General features: G+C 48.4%; 17 protein-coding genes. 2 read left to right on the plus strand and 15 right to left on the minus strand.

The window, feature by feature from the left end:
- Positions 1-19: 19 nt before the first annotated feature.
- The 14 genes from B5D35_RS00865 to B5D35_RS00930 all read right to left on the minus strand — a co-directional run bounded on the left by B5D35_RS00865 (position 20) and on the right by B5D35_RS00930 (position 15,955).
- A complete protein-coding gene (locus B5D35_RS00865) occupies positions 20-904 on the minus strand; it encodes an O-antigen ligase family protein (RefSeq protein WP_244556468.1) in 885 nt (294 codons plus the stop codon).
- Complete coding sequence (locus B5D35_RS00870; RefSeq protein ID WP_078750741.1) at positions 897-1,985, minus strand: glycosyltransferase; 1,089 nt, start codon at positions 1,983-1,985, stop codon at positions 897-899. The genes B5D35_RS00865 and B5D35_RS00870 overlap by 8 nt, the downstream gene beginning before the upstream one ends.
- Before the next feature lie 13 nt (positions 1,986-1,998).
- Entirely contained in the window at positions 1,999-3,408 is a 1,410-nt protein-coding gene (cysN, locus tag B5D35_RS00875; protein ID WP_078750742.1) for a sulfate adenylyltransferase subunit CysN, read from the minus strand.
- A 55-nt stretch (positions 3,409-3,463) separates the two neighbouring features.
- Positions 3,464-4,381, minus strand: coding sequence for a sulfate adenylyltransferase subunit CysD (gene cysD / locus B5D35_RS00880; RefSeq protein WP_101210173.1), 918 nt, complete (start codon positions 4,379-4,381; stop codon positions 3,464-3,466).
- Positions 4,382-4,392: 11 nt separating this feature from the next.
- Positions 4,393-5,364 (minus strand): DHH family phosphoesterase, encoded by a 972-nt coding sequence (locus tag B5D35_RS00885; RefSeq protein ID WP_078750743.1) that lies wholly within the window; start codon positions 5,362-5,364, stop codon positions 4,393-4,395.
- Positions 5,365-5,396: 32 nt separating this feature from the next.
- Positions 5,397-7,397: a GumC family protein gene (locus tag B5D35_RS00890; protein ID WP_244556469.1), complete on the minus strand. Its 2,001-nt coding sequence runs from the start codon at positions 7,395-7,397 to the stop codon at positions 5,397-5,399.
- On the minus strand, positions 7,288-7,626 hold the full coding sequence (locus tag B5D35_RS24690) for a Wzz/FepE/Etk N-terminal domain-containing protein (protein WP_244556470.1): 339 nt from the start codon (positions 7,624-7,626) through the stop codon (positions 7,288-7,290). The genes B5D35_RS00890 and B5D35_RS24690 overlap by 110 nt, the downstream gene beginning before the upstream one ends.
- A 31-nt stretch (positions 7,627-7,657) precedes the next feature.
- Entirely contained in the window at positions 7,658-8,158 is a 501-nt protein-coding gene (locus B5D35_RS00895; protein ID WP_244556474.1) for a polysaccharide biosynthesis/export family protein, read from the minus strand.
- Positions 8,159-8,175: 17 nt separating this feature from the next.
- A complete protein-coding gene (locus B5D35_RS00900; RefSeq protein ID WP_078750745.1) occupies positions 8,176-9,390 on the minus strand; it encodes an outer membrane beta-barrel protein in 1,215 nt (404 codons plus the stop codon).
- A gap of 10 nt (positions 9,391-9,400) precedes the next feature.
- Positions 9,401-10,798 (minus strand): undecaprenyl-phosphate glucose phosphotransferase, encoded by a 1,398-nt coding sequence (locus B5D35_RS00905; protein WP_078750746.1) that lies wholly within the window; start codon positions 10,796-10,798, stop codon positions 9,401-9,403.
- A gap of 417 nt (positions 10,799-11,215) precedes the next feature.
- Positions 11,216-12,508, minus strand: coding sequence for an HlyD family type I secretion periplasmic adaptor subunit (locus B5D35_RS00910; RefSeq protein WP_078750747.1), 1,293 nt, complete (start codon positions 12,506-12,508; stop codon positions 11,216-11,218).
- The gene (locus B5D35_RS00915; protein ID WP_078750748.1) at positions 12,505-14,214 is read right to left on the minus strand and encodes a type I secretion system permease/ATPase; all 1,710 of its coding nucleotides are present in this window, start codon (positions 14,212-14,214) and stop codon (positions 12,505-12,507) included. The genes B5D35_RS00910 and B5D35_RS00915 overlap by 4 nt, the downstream gene beginning before the upstream one ends.
- A 121-nt stretch (positions 14,215-14,335) precedes the next feature.
- Positions 14,336-14,953, minus strand: coding sequence for a calcium-binding protein (locus tag B5D35_RS00920; protein ID WP_078750749.1), 618 nt, complete (start codon positions 14,951-14,953; stop codon positions 14,336-14,338).
- 324 nt (positions 14,954-15,277) lie between these two features.
- Positions 15,278-15,955: a LuxR C-terminal-related transcriptional regulator gene (locus tag B5D35_RS00930; protein WP_067419665.1), complete on the minus strand. Its 678-nt coding sequence runs from the start codon at positions 15,953-15,955 to the stop codon at positions 15,278-15,280.
- Positions 15,956-16,334: 379 nt separating this feature from the next.
- Between B5D35_RS00930 and B5D35_RS00935 the strand changes: the two genes are divergently transcribed.
- Complete coding sequence (locus B5D35_RS00935; protein ID WP_078750871.1) at positions 16,335-16,862, plus strand: single-stranded DNA-binding protein; 528 nt, start codon at positions 16,335-16,337, stop codon at positions 16,860-16,862.
- Between the two features lie 92 nt (positions 16,863-16,954).
- Here the strand turns inward: B5D35_RS00935 and B5D35_RS00940 are convergent, their stop codons facing one another.
- Positions 16,955-17,833: a LysR family transcriptional regulator gene (locus tag B5D35_RS00940; RefSeq protein WP_078750751.1), complete on the minus strand. Its 879-nt coding sequence runs from the start codon at positions 17,831-17,833 to the stop codon at positions 16,955-16,957.
- Positions 17,834-18,073: 240 nt separating this feature from the next.
- On the opposite strand from B5D35_RS00940, the gene csrD reads away from it, so the two are divergent.
- On the plus strand, positions 18,074-20,026 hold the full coding sequence (csrD, locus tag B5D35_RS00945; protein WP_078750752.1) for an RNase E specificity factor CsrD: 1,953 nt from the start codon (positions 18,074-18,076) through the stop codon (positions 20,024-20,026).
- Positions 20,027-20,163 lie beyond the last annotated feature (137 nt).

Here is a 20,163-nt window from a genome sequence, read left to right on the forward strand (position 1 = left end):
TTGGATTGAGAAAGAAGGGTTATAGGTAATCGGGCAGCATTTTGGGTCCGACGCCTATCCAAGGGTGCGAGAGGAAAAGCTCAAAACCATTAGCCAATAACAATTTGCGCCACAATTCCGAATCCCACTGTGCTTTATTCTGGTCGGCAAAAAGCACGTCATATTGATTGAATTCGATCGCATCGAGAAAAGGCTGAGCTCCCCACGTATACCAAAACGAAAAGAGAATCAGCGCAAGACTTGCGATTGAGAACAGAAGTACCGTTTGAACATGATGCTGTTGCTTCGCGGAAAGTGGACGGCAGAATAGGTAATCTGCTAGCAGAATGGCTGCTACTCCAAACATGGCTTTGCGTTCGCCTGACATCAGGAGTAAGACGAAAGCAACCGTGAGAAAAACGTAACTAAACCGAATTTGGTGGCGCATAACGTAAAGCATGGCGAAACAAAAACCGAAGAAATACTTGGTGTTTTCAAGGTGTTTGAAGTCATTGAATTCTGGCTGACTCAGGTGCCAAATTGCGGTGTAGCAAGCCCCGCCAAAAGCATACAAGGCAACGAGAGACAAAAATCGTGGTGAGGCGAGCAGATTCTCTTGATGTAAGACCCCAAGAAACGCAGCGATAGAAAGCCACTGAACCATCTCGATAAGGATACGCAGTGTGGGTACGTTGTTGTACAAGCCGCAGAGAAAAATATAGATAACGAACACAAGAATAAAGCCAGATGCTTTCGTTGTGCTGTGTAACAGCTTTCCTCTGATAGTGGAGATAGCCAACAGGCCAATCGAAATGATCCCCAGCAAATCTGCGAAATATAATTCGACATTCGCCACGGACACTCGCAGTGGGATAAAAAAAAGTATCACGGCGAATGCCGCCAGGTGCTCCCGCGGCCTAGCCATTGATCAGCCTTTTATATGTCTTGTAATACTGCGTTCTAAACGTTTGGAGTGTAAAGCGCTGACAACGGGAGACCGCATACTCGGCGGCATTGTGATACGTCGTGGGCTGGGTACACAGTGCCCGTATTTCTACTGCCAATTCGTCATCATCACCCACATCAAACAGGTACGCGTCGTTACCTATCACCTCTTTCATTCCGTCAACGCGAGTGGCAAGAACCGGCACTCCGGCAGCCATCGCCTCGACGGCTGCCAAGCCAAAGCCTTCCACCGTCGAGCTTTGAACATAGAGGGTCAAAGAATCTAAAAAAGTGGGGATGTCCTCTTGAACACCATGAAAAAAAACGCGTTGCTCAAGCCCCAGCGTCTTTACCAATTGCCGATATTCGTCTTTACGATCGCCATCACCAGCGAGATGAAGTTCATAGTTATTCGGCAACCTGCTTAATGCACGAATAAGGGTAGGGTGGTCTTTGTAAGCATGGAAACGGCCAACCATACCAATCTTAATCGTGGCATTGTCTTCGGGGGGCTGTTTGGGTTGCAGTGAAAACTTGGTCAGATCTACCCCATTGAAAATCACTTCATAGTGCTTTTTCCAACATGGCACAAATGACTCAAGTGCTTGTTTAACTTGGTCAGTAATGCACACTGTGACGTTGTATCGCCAATAGAGAAAAACCTCGAAGGGTTTGAGCCAGATGTGGTCACGCCGCCGGTTATGTGTGGCGTGTTCGGTCTGAATGCGTTTTTTTCCAAATGCTGCCAGCGCGAGATAGTTTGACGGGAATAGGTGGCCATGGATTAAATCCGGCCATCGAAGTAGCTGCCACTTCTCTTTCAATGAGAGAGAGCGCCATACAAAGCAGCTAATTCCTTGCGCTTCCAGTTCTTGCTTAAAGTCATTGTCATCATCAAGCGTGATCACGCGAATTTCATAACCCGCAGGTGGTGGTAACACGAGATCAATCACAAAGCGTTGTGCGCCACCATTACGCGAAAGATCGTTAATGATGTGCAGAACCTTCGCGGTCGTCAGTGCCACTTTTTCTTTGTTTGCTGGGAGAGTCACTGTATTCACATTTCGCCCCGAGTCAGTCGATGGGTTTGGTTTCCCATTCGGGATAGTGCTCTCGAATAAAGCGGTTTAACGCAATTTCGGCGTCTGAGTATTGTCGTTGGACTTTTTCTTGTTCCGACGTCCGAACGGCTTCTACCATGCCAGCCGCCACGGTGATATTGGTCAGGCGGTCTATCACGATAAATGCCCCGGTTTTACGGATATCGGCATAGTTGTCAGCGGCTACGTCCGCATTGACATGGAGTTCAATCAAACCAATTTCATTCAGCGCGAGTGTTGTTGCCGGTTGCGTTTCAAAGGTATTGATATCAATTTTGTGTGCGATGCTGCTGATACGTCCGGTGACGCTGTGCGTCGCGAATTTAAAGTCGTAGTCGTGCTGCACTTTTAGTGCATCTTGAGACATCCAGACCAAAGACGCCGTAAACCGATCAGACAGTTTGGGCGCAGTGTCAGGGTGTGCCAGCATATCGCCGCGAGAGACATCAATGTCATCTTCCAGTGTCACTGTGATTGCGTTGTTTGGCGCAACACTGTTGAGGTCGCCATCGTAGGTCACAATACGGCTGACTTTGCTTTGCTGTCCGGATGGCAGTGCAACGACAGTATCGCCTTGGCGCAAAATCCCTGAAGCGAGTGTCCCGCAGTAGCCGCGAAAGCCGTCGTTAGGTCGATTTACAAATTGGACGGGAAAGCGCATGTGTTCAAGATCCTGATCGCGGCTGATCGCTACCTCTTCAAGTAAAGACATGAGTGATCCGCCTTGATACCAATCCATTTTCTCACTGACAGACACGACGTTGTCGCCTTCAAGTGCGGAGATAGGCACGTAGTGGACATCGTTGATCCCCAATTGTTCGGCCATGGATTGATAGTCTGCCTTGATCGACGCAAACACCTTTTCACTGTAATTGACGAGGTCCATTTTATTTATAGCGACAACGATATGACGGATCCCAAGCTTGCTGACAATGTAGCTGTGTCTGCGCGTTTGCGTCAGTAAGCCTTTCCGCGCATCCACCATCACAATGGCAAGTTCACAGTTCGACGCGCCTGTTGCCATGTTGCGGGTGTACTGCTCATGTCCAGGGCAATCTGCAATGATAAATTTGCGCTTTTCAGTGGAAAAATAGCGGTAGGCGACATCAATGGTGATGCCTTGCTCTCGCTCAGATTGGAGGCCGTCCACGAGTAATGCGAGATCGAGAGCATCCCCCGCGTTTCCAACGCGTGCATTGTCTTTATGTAGCGATGACATATGATCTTCAAAGATCAGTTTGGTGTCGTAAAGCAAGCGGCCGATCAGCGTCGATTTACCATCGTCAACACTGCCGCAGGTGAGAAGCCTCAGCAGATCTTTATTTTCATGCTGGTGGAGATAAGCTTCAATGTCCGTCGCAATAAGCGCTGAACTGTGGCTCATGAGTCACTCCTTGTGCAGACAAGCGAAATTCTAAATATTTTCTAAATGAGGCTTTTTAGAAGTAGCCTTCTCGTTTCTTTTGTTCCATTGAACCGGCCTGATCGTGGTCTATCACACGGCCTTGTCGTTCAGAGGTTTTGGTCAGCAACATTTCCTGAATAATTTCAGGCAGTGTTGCTGCGGTGGACTCCACGGCCCCAGTTAAGGGGTAGCATCCTAGCGTCCGAAAGCGTACCGATTTCATCTGAGGTACTTCGCCTTTTTCTAAAGGCATGCGGTCATCGTCGACCATGATTAATGTACCGTCTCGCTCAACCACCGGGCGCTCTTTAGCGTAGTAAAGAGGCACAATGTTGATGTTTTCCAGATAGATGTATTGCCAGATATCCAGTTCGGTCCAATTGGATAGCGGGAACACGCGAATGCTCTCGCCTTTATTCACGCGACCGTTGTAGGTATCCCATAGTTCAGGGCGCTGGTTTTTAGGATCCCAGCGATGATGCTTATCACGAAACGAGTACACGCGCTCTTTGGCTCGGCTCTTTTCTTCATCGCGACGTGCGCCACCGAAGGCGGCATCAAAGCCATATTTGTCGAGTGCCTGTTTGAGGGCTTGGGTTTTCATGATGTCAGTATGCTTTGCACTGCCGTGCTCAAAGGGATTCATCCCCATGTCGACACCATCTTGGTTAATGTGAACCAGTAATTCCAATCCGAGCTTTTTGGTCAAGGCATCGCGAAACGTGATCATTTCGCGAAACTTCCAGGTGGTATCGACATGCAGCAGAGGAAACGGCGGCTTACCAGGCGCAAATGCCTTCATCGCCAAATGCAGCATCACTGCGGAGTCTTTGCCAATCGAATAGAGCATGACTGGATTATCAAACTCAGCGGCAACTTCACGAATGATATGGATCGACTCGTTTTCCAGTTGTTTGAGATGGGTTTGGTTCAGCGCAATCATGTCCACCATGACAAGTCCTTTTAAGTATCCAGCGGATAACGCTGGTGGAATGCTTCAATGAATTCGTTCAGCAACTCAGCCGGTAACGCATTAATCCCTGCCGCAGCTTTTCTGCCGCCGCCCGTAGGAAATGACGATGCGAGTTCATCTGCGCCTATGCGGTTTTTCAGAGGAGAGCGGATGCTTACAACGTAATTTCCATCAGATCTGGCAGTTATGACTGCGTTTGCTGTGTCTGGGTCACGGTTGGTTAACTCATTGGAAAAAACACCGCTGATACGCCTAGCCCATGCTTGGTCAGGTAGCATAAAGACGCGAGAGCCTGTTCGTTCAGAATAGGGAACGATTGAGGCCGCCTTTTCACTGTCACTGATAAAGCCATTTTCTAGGGTGGCATAAATATCAGGACGCTCAGCGATAACGTTAAATGGCGACGGATAGGCAGCCATGAGTTTGTAGATTTCAGCCGGCGAAAACAGTAAATCAGCCAGTGATGCACCGTAGCCGTTGTAATTAAGATAGGTACCAAATTGCTTAAGCTTCTGGCGGTCTTGTTCACTTAGGCCGGACTTTTTACCCAAGGTGTCTGCTACCGCAATCATGTTGTCGCCATATGCGCCCACTAAAGCCCATTCACGATAACGCCCATCCAAGAGTTTATCGATGATCAGGCTGGTGCAGGTGTTCGCGGCGGTATTGATGTGCGTCGTGAGGGATGGGTGATCTGGCACATCGTCAGGGTTATGGTGGTCGGCATAAAACACTCTCACCCCTTCAGATAACAGGTTATCAAGGGCGCAGCGATTTTTCCCCATGGCCACATCCAGGACAGTTACGTCTTGAGCTATGGCGGGGTCAACTTGTTTCAACAGGGCTATATCTCGCTTAACCCCGGTAATTAAAACACTGTCTTTTGGCGTGGCGAGACGTAGCTGAATGAGCGCGCAAATCCCATCAGCATCTCCGTTAAATACATCAAAATTGGTTTTCATTATTATCCGTTTGTCCTTGTAACGTCAGCATCCTAGCTGGCTTCTAACGTTTCATCGTTTTGTTTGTTGTTATTGTAATAACCATAGTGCAGCTTATATTTTTCCTCCGCATATTTGCTGGAGAGTTGGTTGAGCACGACACCATCAATTGTGATGTCATGGCGCACCAATTGCCCTACGGTTTGATTGATTTGTTTCTCTGTCGTTGATTCGGCTTTAACCACCAAAATCATGCCACCGGCCAGTTTTCCAAGGATCAGGCTGTCGCTGACAATCTGCACTGGTGGAGTGTCGAGCACGATGCGATCGTAGCTTTGCTTGAGCTGATTCAAGAGCGCTGCAAATTTCGGTGAACTCAACAGTTCTTGTGGATTGGGTGGCAACAGGCCTGCGGGCAAAATATCCAGTGACGAGTCCTCGTCGTGGTAGATGCACTCAGTGTGAGAGGCTCCCATGACCAATATGTTTGTCAGGCCGGCCTGATTTCGAGGTAGCCCATAACGCTGGCCGATAGCGGGAACACGTAAATCGCAGTCGATGAGCAACGTGCGCTCCATCGTTGCGAGCGATTGGGCGAGGTTCAGTGCGACCGTTGTTTTCCCCTCTGATGGGAGGGACGACGTAACAGACAGCACTTTTCGGTGGCTATTGGCCAAAGTAAGAAGAATTGACGTACGGATTGTCCGTACAGATTCACTGAATAAAGCCGCATCAGGGTCAAGATACAGTGTGTGATCTATCGGGGTCTGTTTAAAACGCTTTACCTTTACCCGAGGTAAAAATCCTAACTGCTGCAAACCGAGCTTCTCCTCAACATCATCTGGCTTTTCAATGGTATTGCGGTAAGCGTCTGCAAGGAAAGCACCCATGATGGCTATCAATAAGGCGAATGCGGCACTGATCACGATTAATTTCGTCGTTTGAGGTCGAAATGGGTCTTGCGGCGATTTTGCCTTGTCCGTGAAGCGAGCATTGAGGGATTCAAAATCACTGGTGGCAGTGGTTTCTTTTTGCCGATTCAAGAACATTTCATAGAGCTGACGGTTGGAGTCCACGTCTCTTTTCAGCGCATCATACTGCGCACGTTTTCCAGTAATGTTTTGGTAGTCACCTTTTTTGTTTTCCAGATCAGCAACCAATGCCGCTTCTTGTTTTATGGCGTTATCCAACTCTTTTTGTATGCCTATGCCTATGCCTAACTCTCTGATAACAGCACGCGAGCGAGCTCTTACAGCGTCCAGTTGTGCGCGGGCTTGGATCATTTTGTCGTGTTTGGGGCCATAACGTTTCGCAAGCTCAGAAACTTTTCGTTCCGCATCTATCTCCGCGCTTTTCACATCACGAACCTGTGGATGATTGGAAATCTCAGGGACTGACAGCAAGCTAGCGGCGCTGCTACCGCTTGATTGAAGTAAGGAATAAATTGCTTCAGCGGCTACGCGGCGCTCTTTGGCTTCAGAAACACGGATTGTCAGGTTAGTGAGTTCTGTGCCTGCCAACTCATCGATATCATCGAGCTCTATCAATCCTTCTTGCCTGAGGAAATCTGTCAGCGCAAATTCGGCGGCTTCAAGACTGTCTTCCAGCACGGCGAGACGCTCTGTCAGCCAGGTTGACGCGGTTTGTGTTGCCAGTAAACGCGCTTCTAAATTTGACTCGATATACGCATTGCCGACGGCATTTGCCACTTTTGCCGCTAATTCAGGATTCGCTGAATCGAAATGAATGCGCACCAGTTGTGTATAGCGGATTGGCTCTATGGCGAAGTGCGATTTGAATTTTTTCAGCACGGCTCGCTTTGCGACTTCACTGTTTGGATCGGTAGATGGCGCTATCGGTTTGGGCAGGAAACCGTCTAAACCGTCAATTTGGCGCAGCAGTGTGAGCAGTTGATCGCGCGCAGAGGGTTTGCCAACCAAGCTGTTAAATTCTGGCAGGTTCGCCAGTCCCAGTTCGTCGATGACGCTTTCGGCGATATGCGAAGAGCGAAGAATTTCGAATTGCGTTTGGTAGTATTTTTTTATTAGTATCAAGTGCATACACTTCTTCAATGGATACTGTTTTGTTGGTGCTGGATTCGATCAGAAGGGTTGCGGTGGCCCTGTAGACTGGCTGAATAGACAACACAAACAGCGTGGCGACAGCAGTAACAAGAACAACGAAAAGAGCAATGGGGAACCAGTAACGACCGAGTACATTTACAAATCGTTTGAAGTCGATTCGAGGTGTCTCGTTGACCTGATTTGGCTCAATGATTTTCATGTTGATGTCGTCCTTGTAAAAAGCGCAAAAATTAGAAAAAGCTTTGCTCTACAACAATGATGTCACCTGGGCTAACTGCTTGGGATAAGCCAACGTTTTTATGAGTATCTCCGTTTTTGGCTTCGGTTTTTTGTATCTTGTTTCTTGATGCGCGATCGGTAAAACCGCCTGCGATGGCGATAGCTTTACCCACGGTCAAACCGGGCTGGAAATCGTAACCTCCGGGATGATTGACCTCGCCATTAACATAAAATTTGCGAAACTGGATCACATTGACCGTGACTTTCGGGTCGACGAGGTAATCGCCTCTTAGGCCTTTTGCTATCAGATATTGAAGGTCTCCAACGGATTTTCCCGCAGCTTGGATCCGGCCTAAATACGGGTAGTTAAACTGTCCCCTTGCACTGAGTAATATGTCCATGGAGAGATCATCCTCGCCATAGACTTTGATAGAGATACGATCGCCATCATCGAGCACGTACTTGTCTTCGCTGGCGGCATTGGCAACTAACGGAATGAACAGCAATAAAATAGCAGCAAGTTGGCGTATCAAAGGCTTATCTCCGTCCCTAAAAAGTAAAGCGTCTGGTCGTAGCTATAACCGTTAAAGGTTGAGTCTCGGTTGAAGTGAGATGCACCCACAGAAATATCCCACCAACGCTGTAAACTGTAGACGAGCGTAAGCCCTAATGTCGTGTCCTTGTCTTTTCGAAAGTCGCCCGGGTAGTCATTAATGCCATAGCGTGTTGAGACAAGGGAGGAAAAGCGAGGTGTCCAGTTGTGGTCCCATTCAAGGCGCACTGATTGGTCTTGGACATAGTCGCCTTGAATGTCCGGGTCTCTGGCATAGTCGCGGCCTTCGAAGCGTAACTCGCTGTAGTCAGTGGGTGCCCAGCTAACATTGAGCCGCCAACTCAGTCCGTTGAAGTCACTGCGTCGGTGATCGTCAAAATCTTTGTTTTGCCAACCGATGAGCACATTGCCTGTCGTTTTTCCCGTGACTTCCCATTCAACACCGCCATACAAGAAGGTATTTTTACTGTCACGCGTGTAGCCGGGGTCGGGATCGATGTACTGGTAGCTTCTGGTTTCGTATCGCGCGATGGTGACGGCATGAAAATAACTGGAGAAAGCGTAGTAAAACTCACCGCTGAGGTAAGGCTGTTCCCAGTCGTAATAGCGCGTTTCTTCAACCTGACTGTTACGAACGAACGTTTCATCCTTGTACTTCTTATCTTCATACCCAATGATACCCACCAACCGACCTTTTGCTCCGGCTGCGCCGTAGGTGTAGCGCGCGTTGATATCCTGATGATTGAAACGAAGCGGTTCATCGACAGCGAGGCTTATTCCCTCCGTTAAACCCGTCCCTCTTGGCTCATGGGTCATGCGAAAGACATAGTCCAATCGCAAGCGATGACGAATATCAAACATCCAAAACGCCGCCGCATGCGCACGATGATCAATAAAATCATCGTCACTGCTGTTGCTGTTGCTGTAGCTGAACGCATCAAATCGGTAGTCGAATTGATACGCGCCACGGTCTGTTTCGAGTTGTGCGATCACCTTGGGTGAGATGACAAATCGGGGGGAACTGACGGTGTCGTTCTCTGTCCGCCGGACATTGTCATTGTGGCCGACGCTCATTTCTAGCGAGGGCGTAATGTCTATGCCATTGTCGGTTTGGTAAGGCAAAGGCTCCACGGCAAATGCAGATAAGGGAAGGAATAACAGCAGGTAGAAGCCTGCATTTTTTTGCTTCATTCAATCCTCCTTAATATGCCGCTTTTCCGACAAAACCTTTAAACACGGTGGCGATAACAATCTTGATGTCCATCCACAATGACCAGTTCTGGATGTACTCCAGATCAAACTGAATGCGTTTTTCCATTTTATCGAGTGTGTCGGTTTCGCCGCGATAACCGTTGATTTGAGCCCATCCTGTGATGCCGGGTTTTACTTTGTGTCGCAACATGTAGCGATCAACAATGGCCCGGTATTGCTCGTTGTGTGCAACAGCATGTGGACGAGGACCAACGATCGACATCGACCCTTGCAGTACATTAAAAAACTGCGGTAATTCATCGAGCGATGTGCGACGGATAAATGCCCCAAAAGGGGTGACGCGAGGGTCATTCTTGGTGGCTTGTTTGACGCTGTCACCGTTGTCCATCACAGACATTGAACGGAATTTCCACACCTCAATTTTTCTTCCATCAAGACCATAACGATACTGCTTAAAGATGACTGGGCCAGCCGAGGAGAGTTTTACGCCAAGCGCTACGCCAATCATGATGGGGGAAATGAGTAGAAGGATCAGCACGGACAGAAGGATGTCTTCCAGTCGTTTTGCCCAAGCAGACACACCGCTGAATGGTGTATCAAAGACACTGAGCGTATGCACATGACCGATGGTTTGCCAACGACTGTGGAGCAAGTTGTAGGTAAAGAAATCCGGTACCAAATACGTGGTAGCAGTGGTGTCTGCGAATTGGTTTAGGTATCGCGCAATACGGTCTTTCGCGTGCATCGGCATCGCAATATACACATGCTGCAAGTTACCTTGTTTGGCTTGCTCTAGTGCTTCATTAACTTTGCCGAGCATGGGCGATGGGAGGCCGCCTTCAATGCGGTCAGCACATCGGTCTTCATAAAATCCCTGCAACTCAATACCCAGTGCATGGTTACGCTTAAATTCTTTCGCAAGCTCAATGCCATTCGCTGTGGTGCCAATGATTGCGGCTCGACGCGTATTAAATCCATAGTTGCGTAATTTACTGAGGGCTGAACGCGCAATGTAACGCCAGAGAATGAGTCCTGTTCCACCAATGACAAACCAGAGAAACATGACGATGCGTGAAAATTCTTCGCCGGTTTTAGAAAAAAAGAAAAATGCGACCAGCAAAGCGCATGCGCCAAACCACGGCAGTAAGGTGGCCATCATTTGGCCTTGGAAGTTACTGACACGCCAGGAGCGGTAGAGGTGTGCACTTTCGGCAAACAGCAGATAACAAACGGAAATCAGTGTACCGATCACTAACCAATCATGAACAACACTGCCTAAATGCAAGTAGCTCGCAGCCGCGAGAGAAGAGCCTATGACCGCTAAATCACAGAGTCGATAAAGGATGGCGAATTCCGCGCCATGTGTTCGAATCTTTCTGCTGTTCATAACACTAGCTCTCAAACTGTGACGCTGGCAAAAGAAGTGCGCTTTTTATTGCAATTCATATATTAAAAAGTAAACCACACATCCCAAGCTGGCTAGTTGGTTTGTCATTTTGCTTGAATGTGGTTTCTTCATATTTGCCGTCAGTAAACCAGTCTCAAAGCGGATAGAGAAGATGAACTTTGCCCCATTTTTCCTCTCGGTGTATGCAAGTTGTCGCTGAGAGAAGAAAGAGTAATATGCTAAATTTTCTGTACAAAATGCCAGCTTCAGTGATTAAGGTCACGAAAATGCCAGCGATTTGTGTTAATTCTGAGAGGTTTTCAAATTGTCACAGTGAATTATTCGTTTACGTACATTTATTAATACATAGGTATGTCATGCTTTGGTGTTAAAAAAGACTGGAAATAACGAATGGTGTTACTCCTCTCTGAAGGCGCGATTCAGGCTCTCTGTCAGGGGTTTTGTCAGGTATTCAATGGGTGTTCTGGGCTCTGTCAGTAACATGACCTCTGCCTGCATACCCGGATACAAATCAACGCCATCGAGAACCGCGCTGATATCGTCTATTAGCTGAACCCTTGCGAGGTAATAGGCCTCTCCGGATTGGTCGTCGATTAACCTGTCGGCAGAGACGGTGAGCAGCTCACCATTAAGGGGTTTCACTGCTCGCATGCTTAAAGCCGTCAAGCGAATCTGTGCTTTCATGCCATGCCCGACCTGATCAATATCGGCTGGATTAACACGCGCCTCTATCACCATTTTTTCATCGACAGGGACAATGTCTAACAGTGGTTGGTCTGGGGAGATAACGCCTTCTTCGGAGTAAACTTGCAGGTTAAGAACCGTACCGCTTAGTGGCGCGATGATGATGGTCCTTTCCAGCACATCCTGCGCGGCGGCTAACTGCTCATCCACCTCGTAGTGTTCTTCTCGGCTTTCCCGTAAGCTTTCAACGATGTCTTTAATCCGTTCAAGTTCTTGCTCTTTTAGTTGAGCCTGATTTTCCGCCATGTTTTGCGCGAGACGGCTGGCGTTCGATTGCAGTTGACTGATTGTACTCAAGATTTGTGTTTCTTCGCGTTCTAGACGAAGTACCTGCGTTTTGCTGACATAGCCTTTTTCAGCAAGTTGACGGTTCCCTGCAATTTCCTCACCGATGATCGACAAACGACGCTTTTCAATCTCTAGACGCTTTTGTTGCCCTTCCAGTTCAGCGTTATTCTGCGCCAGCTGCTTATTGATGATTTCTCGCTGGGAGATATAGAAACCGCGTCGCGCTTCGAAAATTCGCTGCTGATTGGTCAGCAATTCATCCACTCGTGGGTTATCACGTTGCGTCAATAGCACCTCGCCAAACTCGATATTGTCTTCGTTATCCCGTTCGGCAATTAAACGGGCTTCTCGGGCAATAGCGTTGCGCTGTTTACTGAGGAGTTGTGTGAGTCGAGCGCGTGCCTGTGTGTCATCAAGAATGATCAGTGGCTGGCCTTTTTCAATGATAGCGCCTTCAGCAACCTGAATTTTATCGATAATGCCACCTTCCAAATGTTGGACGGTTTTCCGCTGCGAATCGATGGTCACAACCCCTGGTGCAATAGATGCTCCTTCTAGTGGGCTGAATATAGACCAGACGCCGAAGGTACCAAAGAATAAGGCAATAAAACCAAATCCGATGAGGCTTAACTGACGAACAGCAGGTATTTCTGTCATTTTCTGCCTCCTTTCGCTGCAATTGCGGCACTTTGCTCTAATAGCGGTTTGAGGACTTCATCGCGCTCGCCAAAGGCTCTGATCTGGCTGTCTTGTAGCACCATCAGCTTATCCATTGTCTGCATCATGCTTGGGCGATGGCCTACCAGAATCACTGTCGCATTGCGGGATTTGAGATAGGCAATTGCGCGTTGCAACGCGACTTCACCCACGCCATCAAGGTTAGCGTTGGCTTCATCAAGAATGATCAAACTTGGGTCGCCATATAATGCACGTGCGAGTGCGATGCGTTGACGTTCGCCGCCAGAAAGTCCCAGTCCGCGCTCTCCAACCACCGTGTCATAACCTTGGGGTTGGCGAAGAATAAGTTCATGGCAACCCGCCAGCTTTGCGGCGTGAATGACGGCATCCGGCTCACCTTCAGCCATGCGCGCAATGTTGTGGCGAATGCTACCAGGGAACAACTCCACATCTTGTGGCAGATAGCCACAATGTGGCCCCAGATCGTCAGGGTCCCACTTGGAGACGTCCATATTGTCGAGCCTGACGGTGCCAGCGTTAGAAATCAGATTACCGAGTAAAAGACGGGCTAACGTCGACTTGCCCGTGCCTGACGGACCGATGATACCTAAGGCTTCTCCCGCGTTGAGCTTGAAGGTTATACCGTGCAAGACCGGTTCTGACAGGCCGGGATGGAAGTAGGTCATTTTCTCAACAGACACATTGCCTTTGGGCTTGGGTAAAGGCATGGATTTGGCGCGTTCAGGAAATAACGGGATCTGCTCTTTCAATCGCGCATAACTTTGTTTGGCTGAAATCGCAGTACCCCATGCACTGATTGATTGTTCGACAGGCGCCAAGGCCCGCGCCATTAAAATGGAGCCTGCGATCATCGCGCCTGGCGTGAGTTGATTTTGTATAACCAACCATGCACCCACACCAAGCATGGCAATTTGCAGCACCATACGAAGGAATTTAGACGTAGCAGTCAGCAATGCCCCTTTTGAATTTGCCGTGATTTGCCCATCAATACTTTGGTTATTCAGTTCTGTCCAATTGCGAATAAAGTTCCGCATGATGCCCATGGCTTCAATGGCATCGGCATTACGTGCTGCCGACTCGGCCTGTTGCATTGCGAGAATGGCGGACTCATTGGCTTCCTTGTGGGCTTTCTTCGTGACCTTGTCATTAATAATGGCAATGGCAAAGAGCAGCAGTGCACCGACAGTTGCGATAATGCCCAAGAGAGGATGAAGCAGAAAAACAAAGCCAAGAAATACCGGTGTCCATGGTGCGTCTAACGCTGGAATTACGGCATTCCCACCGATAAAGGCGCGTATCCCAGCGATATCTCGTAAGCTTTGCACTGACGCGGATACGCCCCTGCGCAACTGCATGGCAATACTGCCCGCCAACACATCGGGGGAAAGGCTTTGGTCAAACCATGCACCAATTCGGATCATGACGCGAGTTCGAACGTTTTCCAATGCGGCCATGGTGAAGAGGGCAAATACGGTGATCACCGTGAGTAAGATCAGTGTGTCGACTGACCGCGAACTGATCACCCGATCATAAATTTGCAGCATGTACAGCGGTACGGCTAACACGAGTAAATTGAGAACAAAGCTGAATACAACAACGAGCAGCAAGGCTTTTTTGCATTGAGCAAGCGTCGTCTTTAATTGATTTTCTGTTGTCAGCGACATGGCATACCTGAGAGAAAATCCTACGCAGCATCACGTCCTTGTTGCGCGTAAGGAACAGTTTCAATAATGAAAAAAGGCAACCTAGATACAGACAGGTTGCCTTGAGTATAGACCGCCTAATTCAGACAATTAGGAAGTCTGAAGCGGAAAGGTCCGTTGCCACTGTATTGTTGAGCGTGATGACACCGCCGTCCGCGAGTGTAATGACCGTGGTGACGCCTTGTTGTGCGATATCGAGGTCTGCGAAACCAGTATCACCCGTTCCTCTGATGAGGATGCTGTCGGTACCGATTTCAAAATCGACAATACGGTCATTTCCCGTACCCGCACCCAAGATGCTCTCGAAGTGGAAGATGTCTTCGCCTTCACCGCCGATGAGAAAGTCATTCCCAGTACCGCTTATCAGGCGATCATGTCCGTCGCCACCAAACAGCCGATCGTTTCCAGAGTTGGCATACAGTACGTCGTCACCATCTCCCCCCATTAGGGTGTCGTCACCAGAGCCGCAGTAGAGGGTGTCATTATCAAACCCACCCCCGAGGAAATCATTGCCCGAGCCACCAGTCAAAATATCATTGCCTCGACCGCCGATCAGAAAATCGTTACCGCCTCCGCCGTTGATTTCATCATCACCACCAAAGCCAATAATTCTGTCATTGCCGCCGAGACCATTTACGAAATCTGCGTCGGCTGTGCCGTCGAGCGTGTCGTCGTTAGATGTTCCATTTATTGTCGCCATAATACCGTTGTCCTTTGCTAGCCTTTACGCTTACGTCTATTGCGAGCCAACTGTGCGAGCTGCAGCACTGTAAGAGGATGCTACAGGGTCCTTTTTTTAGATGATTTTGGCGCTGGACGATACGCACGCAAAGCCCCAAACCATCCTAGTATTTGTATTGACATTCTTTATCAGACCGGATGAGAAAACTGTATCAAAGGTGAGTGAGGAACGAGAAAGGTGCAAGCATCGAGGCGTGCCGACGCAAGCAACCGAGATGCAGCCTAGTGCTGTGTCGAAAAGAAAATGGGGGGGCTGAGAGGTCGCCCTCTCAACAAAACATCATTAGCCTTGGTAGTCTAACCCAATGACAGACAGGTTATTCTTAGCCCAAAAGACAGCTTGAACACGGTTCTTCACATTGATTTTTTTGAAGATGTTATAGAGATGCGATTTCACGGTATGTTCCGACACAAAGAGGCTATCGGCGATTTCGCTGTTTGATGCGCCAGTGACAAGCTTGCGCAAGATTTGCTGCTCACGGTTGGTAAGGCAAATATCGGAATAATCGATGGCGTTGCTGTTGTTCTGTTGATAGTAGTGAATAAGCTCAGCAAGCTTTTGTCGTGGTAGCCAGTATTCACCAGACAACATTTTCTCAATGCCATGACAAAGGTGCTCAAGATCGTCTTCTTTCTTAAAGACGCCTTTTATAAACGGCCAACTTGCCAGCTCTTTGGCTGAGAGGTCGTGTGCGTTGAAAAGCGCAAAGACATGCTGATCACTAAAGGGTGAAAGACTTTGTTTTACAAAGTTCACCGTGTCACCTTCGAAAGCACTTAAGTCGATCAACACCAATCCTGAAGAAGTAGCAAGTTTGTCTCCAATCTCTTGCTTTTCCACCAATATTACACTGCTATCAATTTCCTTTTCCAAGCATGAAATCAACGCAGTGATCGTCATACTGGGTTCAGAAACGAGCAAAATTGTGTATCTATCAGATGTGGTCTCAATGGTTTGCATGTGTATCCCTAAATGCTTTTAATGTAAACGTTGCAAATTTCCTTTCTCGCGCGTGCGGCCAAAACAAGAGAAAGCATGACTCGCTGCATTTTAAAGCGCATTAAACCTGACATTCGTATCATTTATATAACTTTCTAATTAAGTTATTGATGCGACACTGCTACCAGTTTCACTTTTAGTCTAATACAAATTGCACATCATCGCTGTCATCTCCACCGCAGATTATGATCTGATGCAATGGTTACATTCAAGGCTGGGTGACTCCAAAGTTTCGTGTGAAAGCCTATGACGGATATAGCGGCTTCTGGTATCATCGCCGTTTAATTGTTCGGTGCGCACCTTAGTGGATGGCGCGCTCAAAATGGTTTGGGAGCAAAATATGGCCAGCCGTGGTGTAAACAAAGTAATTCTTATTGGCAACCTGGGTAACGATCCTGAGGTTCGCTATCTGCCAAATGGCGGTGCGGTGGCCAATCTAACTATTGCGACCTCTGAAACATGGCGCGATAAGAACACTGGCGAAAACAAAGAAATGACGGAATGGCACCGTGTTGTCATGTACCGTCGTCTTGCTGAAATCGCGGGTGAGTACCTGAAAAAAGGCTCAAAAGTGTACTTGGAAGGTCGCCTGCAAACGCGTAAGTGGCAGGGTCAAGACGGTCAAGATCGTTACACAACAGAAATCGTTGCGAACGAAATGCAAATGCTGGACAGCCGTGCTGGCGGTGGTATGGGCCAAGGCCAACCAATGCAACAGCAAAACAACCAGCAACAGCAAGGTGGTTGGGGCCAACCTCAACAGCCTGCATATCAGCAACAAGCGCCTCAGCAGCAGCAAGCACCTCAGCAGCCGCCGCAACAGCAGTACAACGATATGCCAGATTTCGACGACGATATCCCGTTCTAATTTTCGAACGTCAATATTGTTTACAAGCCCCGCACTCTGCGGGGCTTTGTTTTTTTATGCGGCATAGGTGTGCGTGTTGGTGCTTTTCGTCGTTATGGCGCAACCTTTTGTTTGATGAAGTCTATGAACAAACGCGTCTTAGTATGGTTGTATTCTAGCTTAGGGTAATACGCATAAGCGGCACTTTTAGGTTGACGTACATTCGGCAACACAGGAACAAGCAGTCCCTGATCAAGCTCTTTTCTTATCGTGACATCCCCGACCAAAATAATCCCTAGCCCCGCCACGGCAGCGTTGACCAAAGCTTCAGGGTTCGGGGAGACAAAATTGCCTGTTAGCCTCAATTTAACACCATGCTCAAAGTCGTGCTCTTGTGGGTGGCTACTTGAACCAAACAAGAGGCAGTTGTGTAGCAGCAACTGCTCTGGACTCAATATGGGCGAGTGCTGTGCTAGGTACGCTGGCGAAGCGAAAAAGCGTGGCTGGAAATCGAATAGCTTGGTCGCAATAAAACTGGCAGAGTTAAAATCTGCCAACTCACGAGTGACGACAATGTCCAAGTTGGGGTCGGGAAGCTGACCGGGTGCTAACGTATGGAGCTCTACCTGAATGTTAGGGTAGGCGGCAAGGAATTCACCAATGTTGTTCACTAACAGGCGACTGCCAGTGGCTAGAGGGGCCCCTATTCTTAGTACGCCACTGACTTCGCCATAGGTGGACGTGGTTTCGGACACCAATTGATTCCAATCATCGATCAGCAGCTTTCCACGCTGGTAAAACAGCTTGCCTGCATCTGTCATGGTTAATTGACGAGTGGTACGTTTCAGAAGTTGTACGCCTAGCTGGTTTTCCAACCACGCCAAGCGTTTAGAGAGTGCAGAACTTGATGTGTTCAGCTTCGTGGCTGCCTGAGCAAGAGAGCCCATGTCGACAACAGTGATGTAACTTTTTGCGCAGGTGATCCAATCCATCTAATGATTCATTCCAACGAGTATCGACTTTGCATTCACTTTCCGTTCTGGAAGCACGATAATATAGCTAAATACATGAATAAAGCGGTTATCACCTAACTTCGTTCATTGTCACCTTATAAATTACTATCTTTGGTAAAAAGCCAAGAATCCATCAACATTTTAAAGTGTCCATTGCTTTACTGTATCGTCTCGAAGGACGAAAAATGAAAATGCACACGGCCTGAAAGTGGAAGTTGAATGAGAAAAGTTGCAGGGATGAAGCTGACCAACCGATTGGTTGCTTTCGTTACATTGATCGTTGTATGCGCCATGTTTGTGCTCTTTATTGGCGGCGCCGTCAGCTTCCGAAAGCTGGGAGCGGACTTTCTCGAACATTACCTGAGCAATGTCGTCACTGAAATTGATGACGCGATATCGAACCCCAAACCGGATGAGACCATCGGCCATTGGCTTCCGCGGGTGCTCAAGGCCAGTGATGTGGTCGAAATGGAGATCCGCAGCAATACGGGATTGTTGTTTCGATATGAACAGATTCAGACCGCGGGGCGTCCACTTGATTTGATTGAGCACCGCTATGACCTACCTAACAACCCCGGTTTTTATATCGCGATAAAGTCCGTGCCGACGTATGCCAACTTTGCCTATTCCATTGGCGCGATGTCTTCGTTGTCTTTAGCCATTTTTGTCATTGTACTTGCACTGTCTTGGGGGATCCGTTGGTTGCGAATGCAACTGCGCGGTGCTGAGCTTTTAGAGGACAGAGGAAGGTTGATTCTCGCAGGACGGGCCGAAGAAGTGAAAACGGGGGACGATCATGAGTGGCCCGGCACTGCAAGTATTGCCCTTGATCAAATGATCGCTGAACTTAAAGATGCCCGTCAGGAACGCAGTCGTTTCGACACCTTCATCCGCTCTAATACCTTTTTGGATAAACTGACGGGCACGGCTAACCGCGTGATGTTTGATAATCGCCTGCAAACGGTGTTGCAGGACAAAGGGGCGCAAGGTGCCGTCCTGATGCTGCAAATCGCGGATTGGGATGCGCTGGTGCAAGAACAGGGTAAAGCGGGTGCAGACGAGTGGATCAAAGAAGTGAGCGCAGTTATATCGAATGCAATATTGCGATTCCCTGATGCCATTCTTGCCCGCTATTACGATGCAGACTTTTCGATATTGTTGACGCATCAATCCGCCAAAGATGCCCGTTTGTTTGCCTCGCAATTGATGAAAGCGTTGGGGCGCTTGTCCGCGCCAGCACCGCTAGAAAAAGAAGACTGGGCGTATCTTGGGATGACTTTTTTCTCCGCGGGGGAACGACGTGGGCGCTTGATGGAAGAAGCGGAGATGGCGAAACGTAGCGCTGTTTTGCAAGGCAGCAGTTCTTGGTTCGCATTTAAGAAGGATGTGGTCGCTGAAGAGGCAAGAGGCAGTGTACGTTGGCGTACGCTTTTCTATCGCGTGTTTGAATCCGGTGGCCCTGATATTTACCGACAAGTGGTGAAAGATGCTCAAGGCGAAGAGCTTCATATCGAATTGCTGGCACGTATCCGCGATGAAAATGGTCTGATTATTAAAGCGTCTCGCTTTATGACCGGGGTCGACCTCGTCGGGATGAACACGACGTTAGATCGCGCTGTCTTTAAGAAAGCCCTTCACCTATTGAGCAATGGTGATGGGCGTGAAACCTTGTCGGTGAATGTCTGTGCAGAATCATTACGCCAGAGAAAGTTTCAATATTGGCTTCGTGACACCTTACTGCAAACGCCGCGTAGCATGCTGAATCGATTACAGGTCGAAGTGTCAGAAGCCCCCTTAGTGAAACACTTGGATGCAGTAAGACCGACGCTAAAAATGGTGAAAGCGCTGGGTTGCCCTTTGGTGGTTGATCAAGCAGGACGTTCGGTTGTTAGTACTTACTATCTTAAAGATATTCAGCCTAAGTATGTGAAATTACACAGAAGCTTGATGAGGGATATTCATCAGCGCCCTGAGAATCAACTGTATGTTCGTAGCATGTTGGGGGCATGCGAGCCCACTAAAACAGAGGTTTTAGCTGTTGGCGTTGAAACGGCCCAAGAGTGGCAAACACTGCTCCAACTGGGCATTCAAGGTGGTCAAGGTCGCCTTTTTGGTGCAGAACTGTCTGCCAATCCGGCCGCAAAAAAACGTCAGCGTTGGCAGAAAAGATGATACTTATCAATAAGCGCTCAAATAACGCTCGACTGCGCCAAGAAACTGTCGCATAACGATTTAATTTTTGGCGTATTTTCTGTTAGAATATGCTGTATTTCAAACATCTTATTAACAAGTTTGAGCATTATTTAGAC

Source organism: Enterovibrio nigricans DSM 22720, from assembly GCF_900167155.1.
GTDB lineage: Bacteria > Pseudomonadota > Gammaproteobacteria > Enterobacterales > Vibrionaceae > Enterovibrio > Enterovibrio nigricans.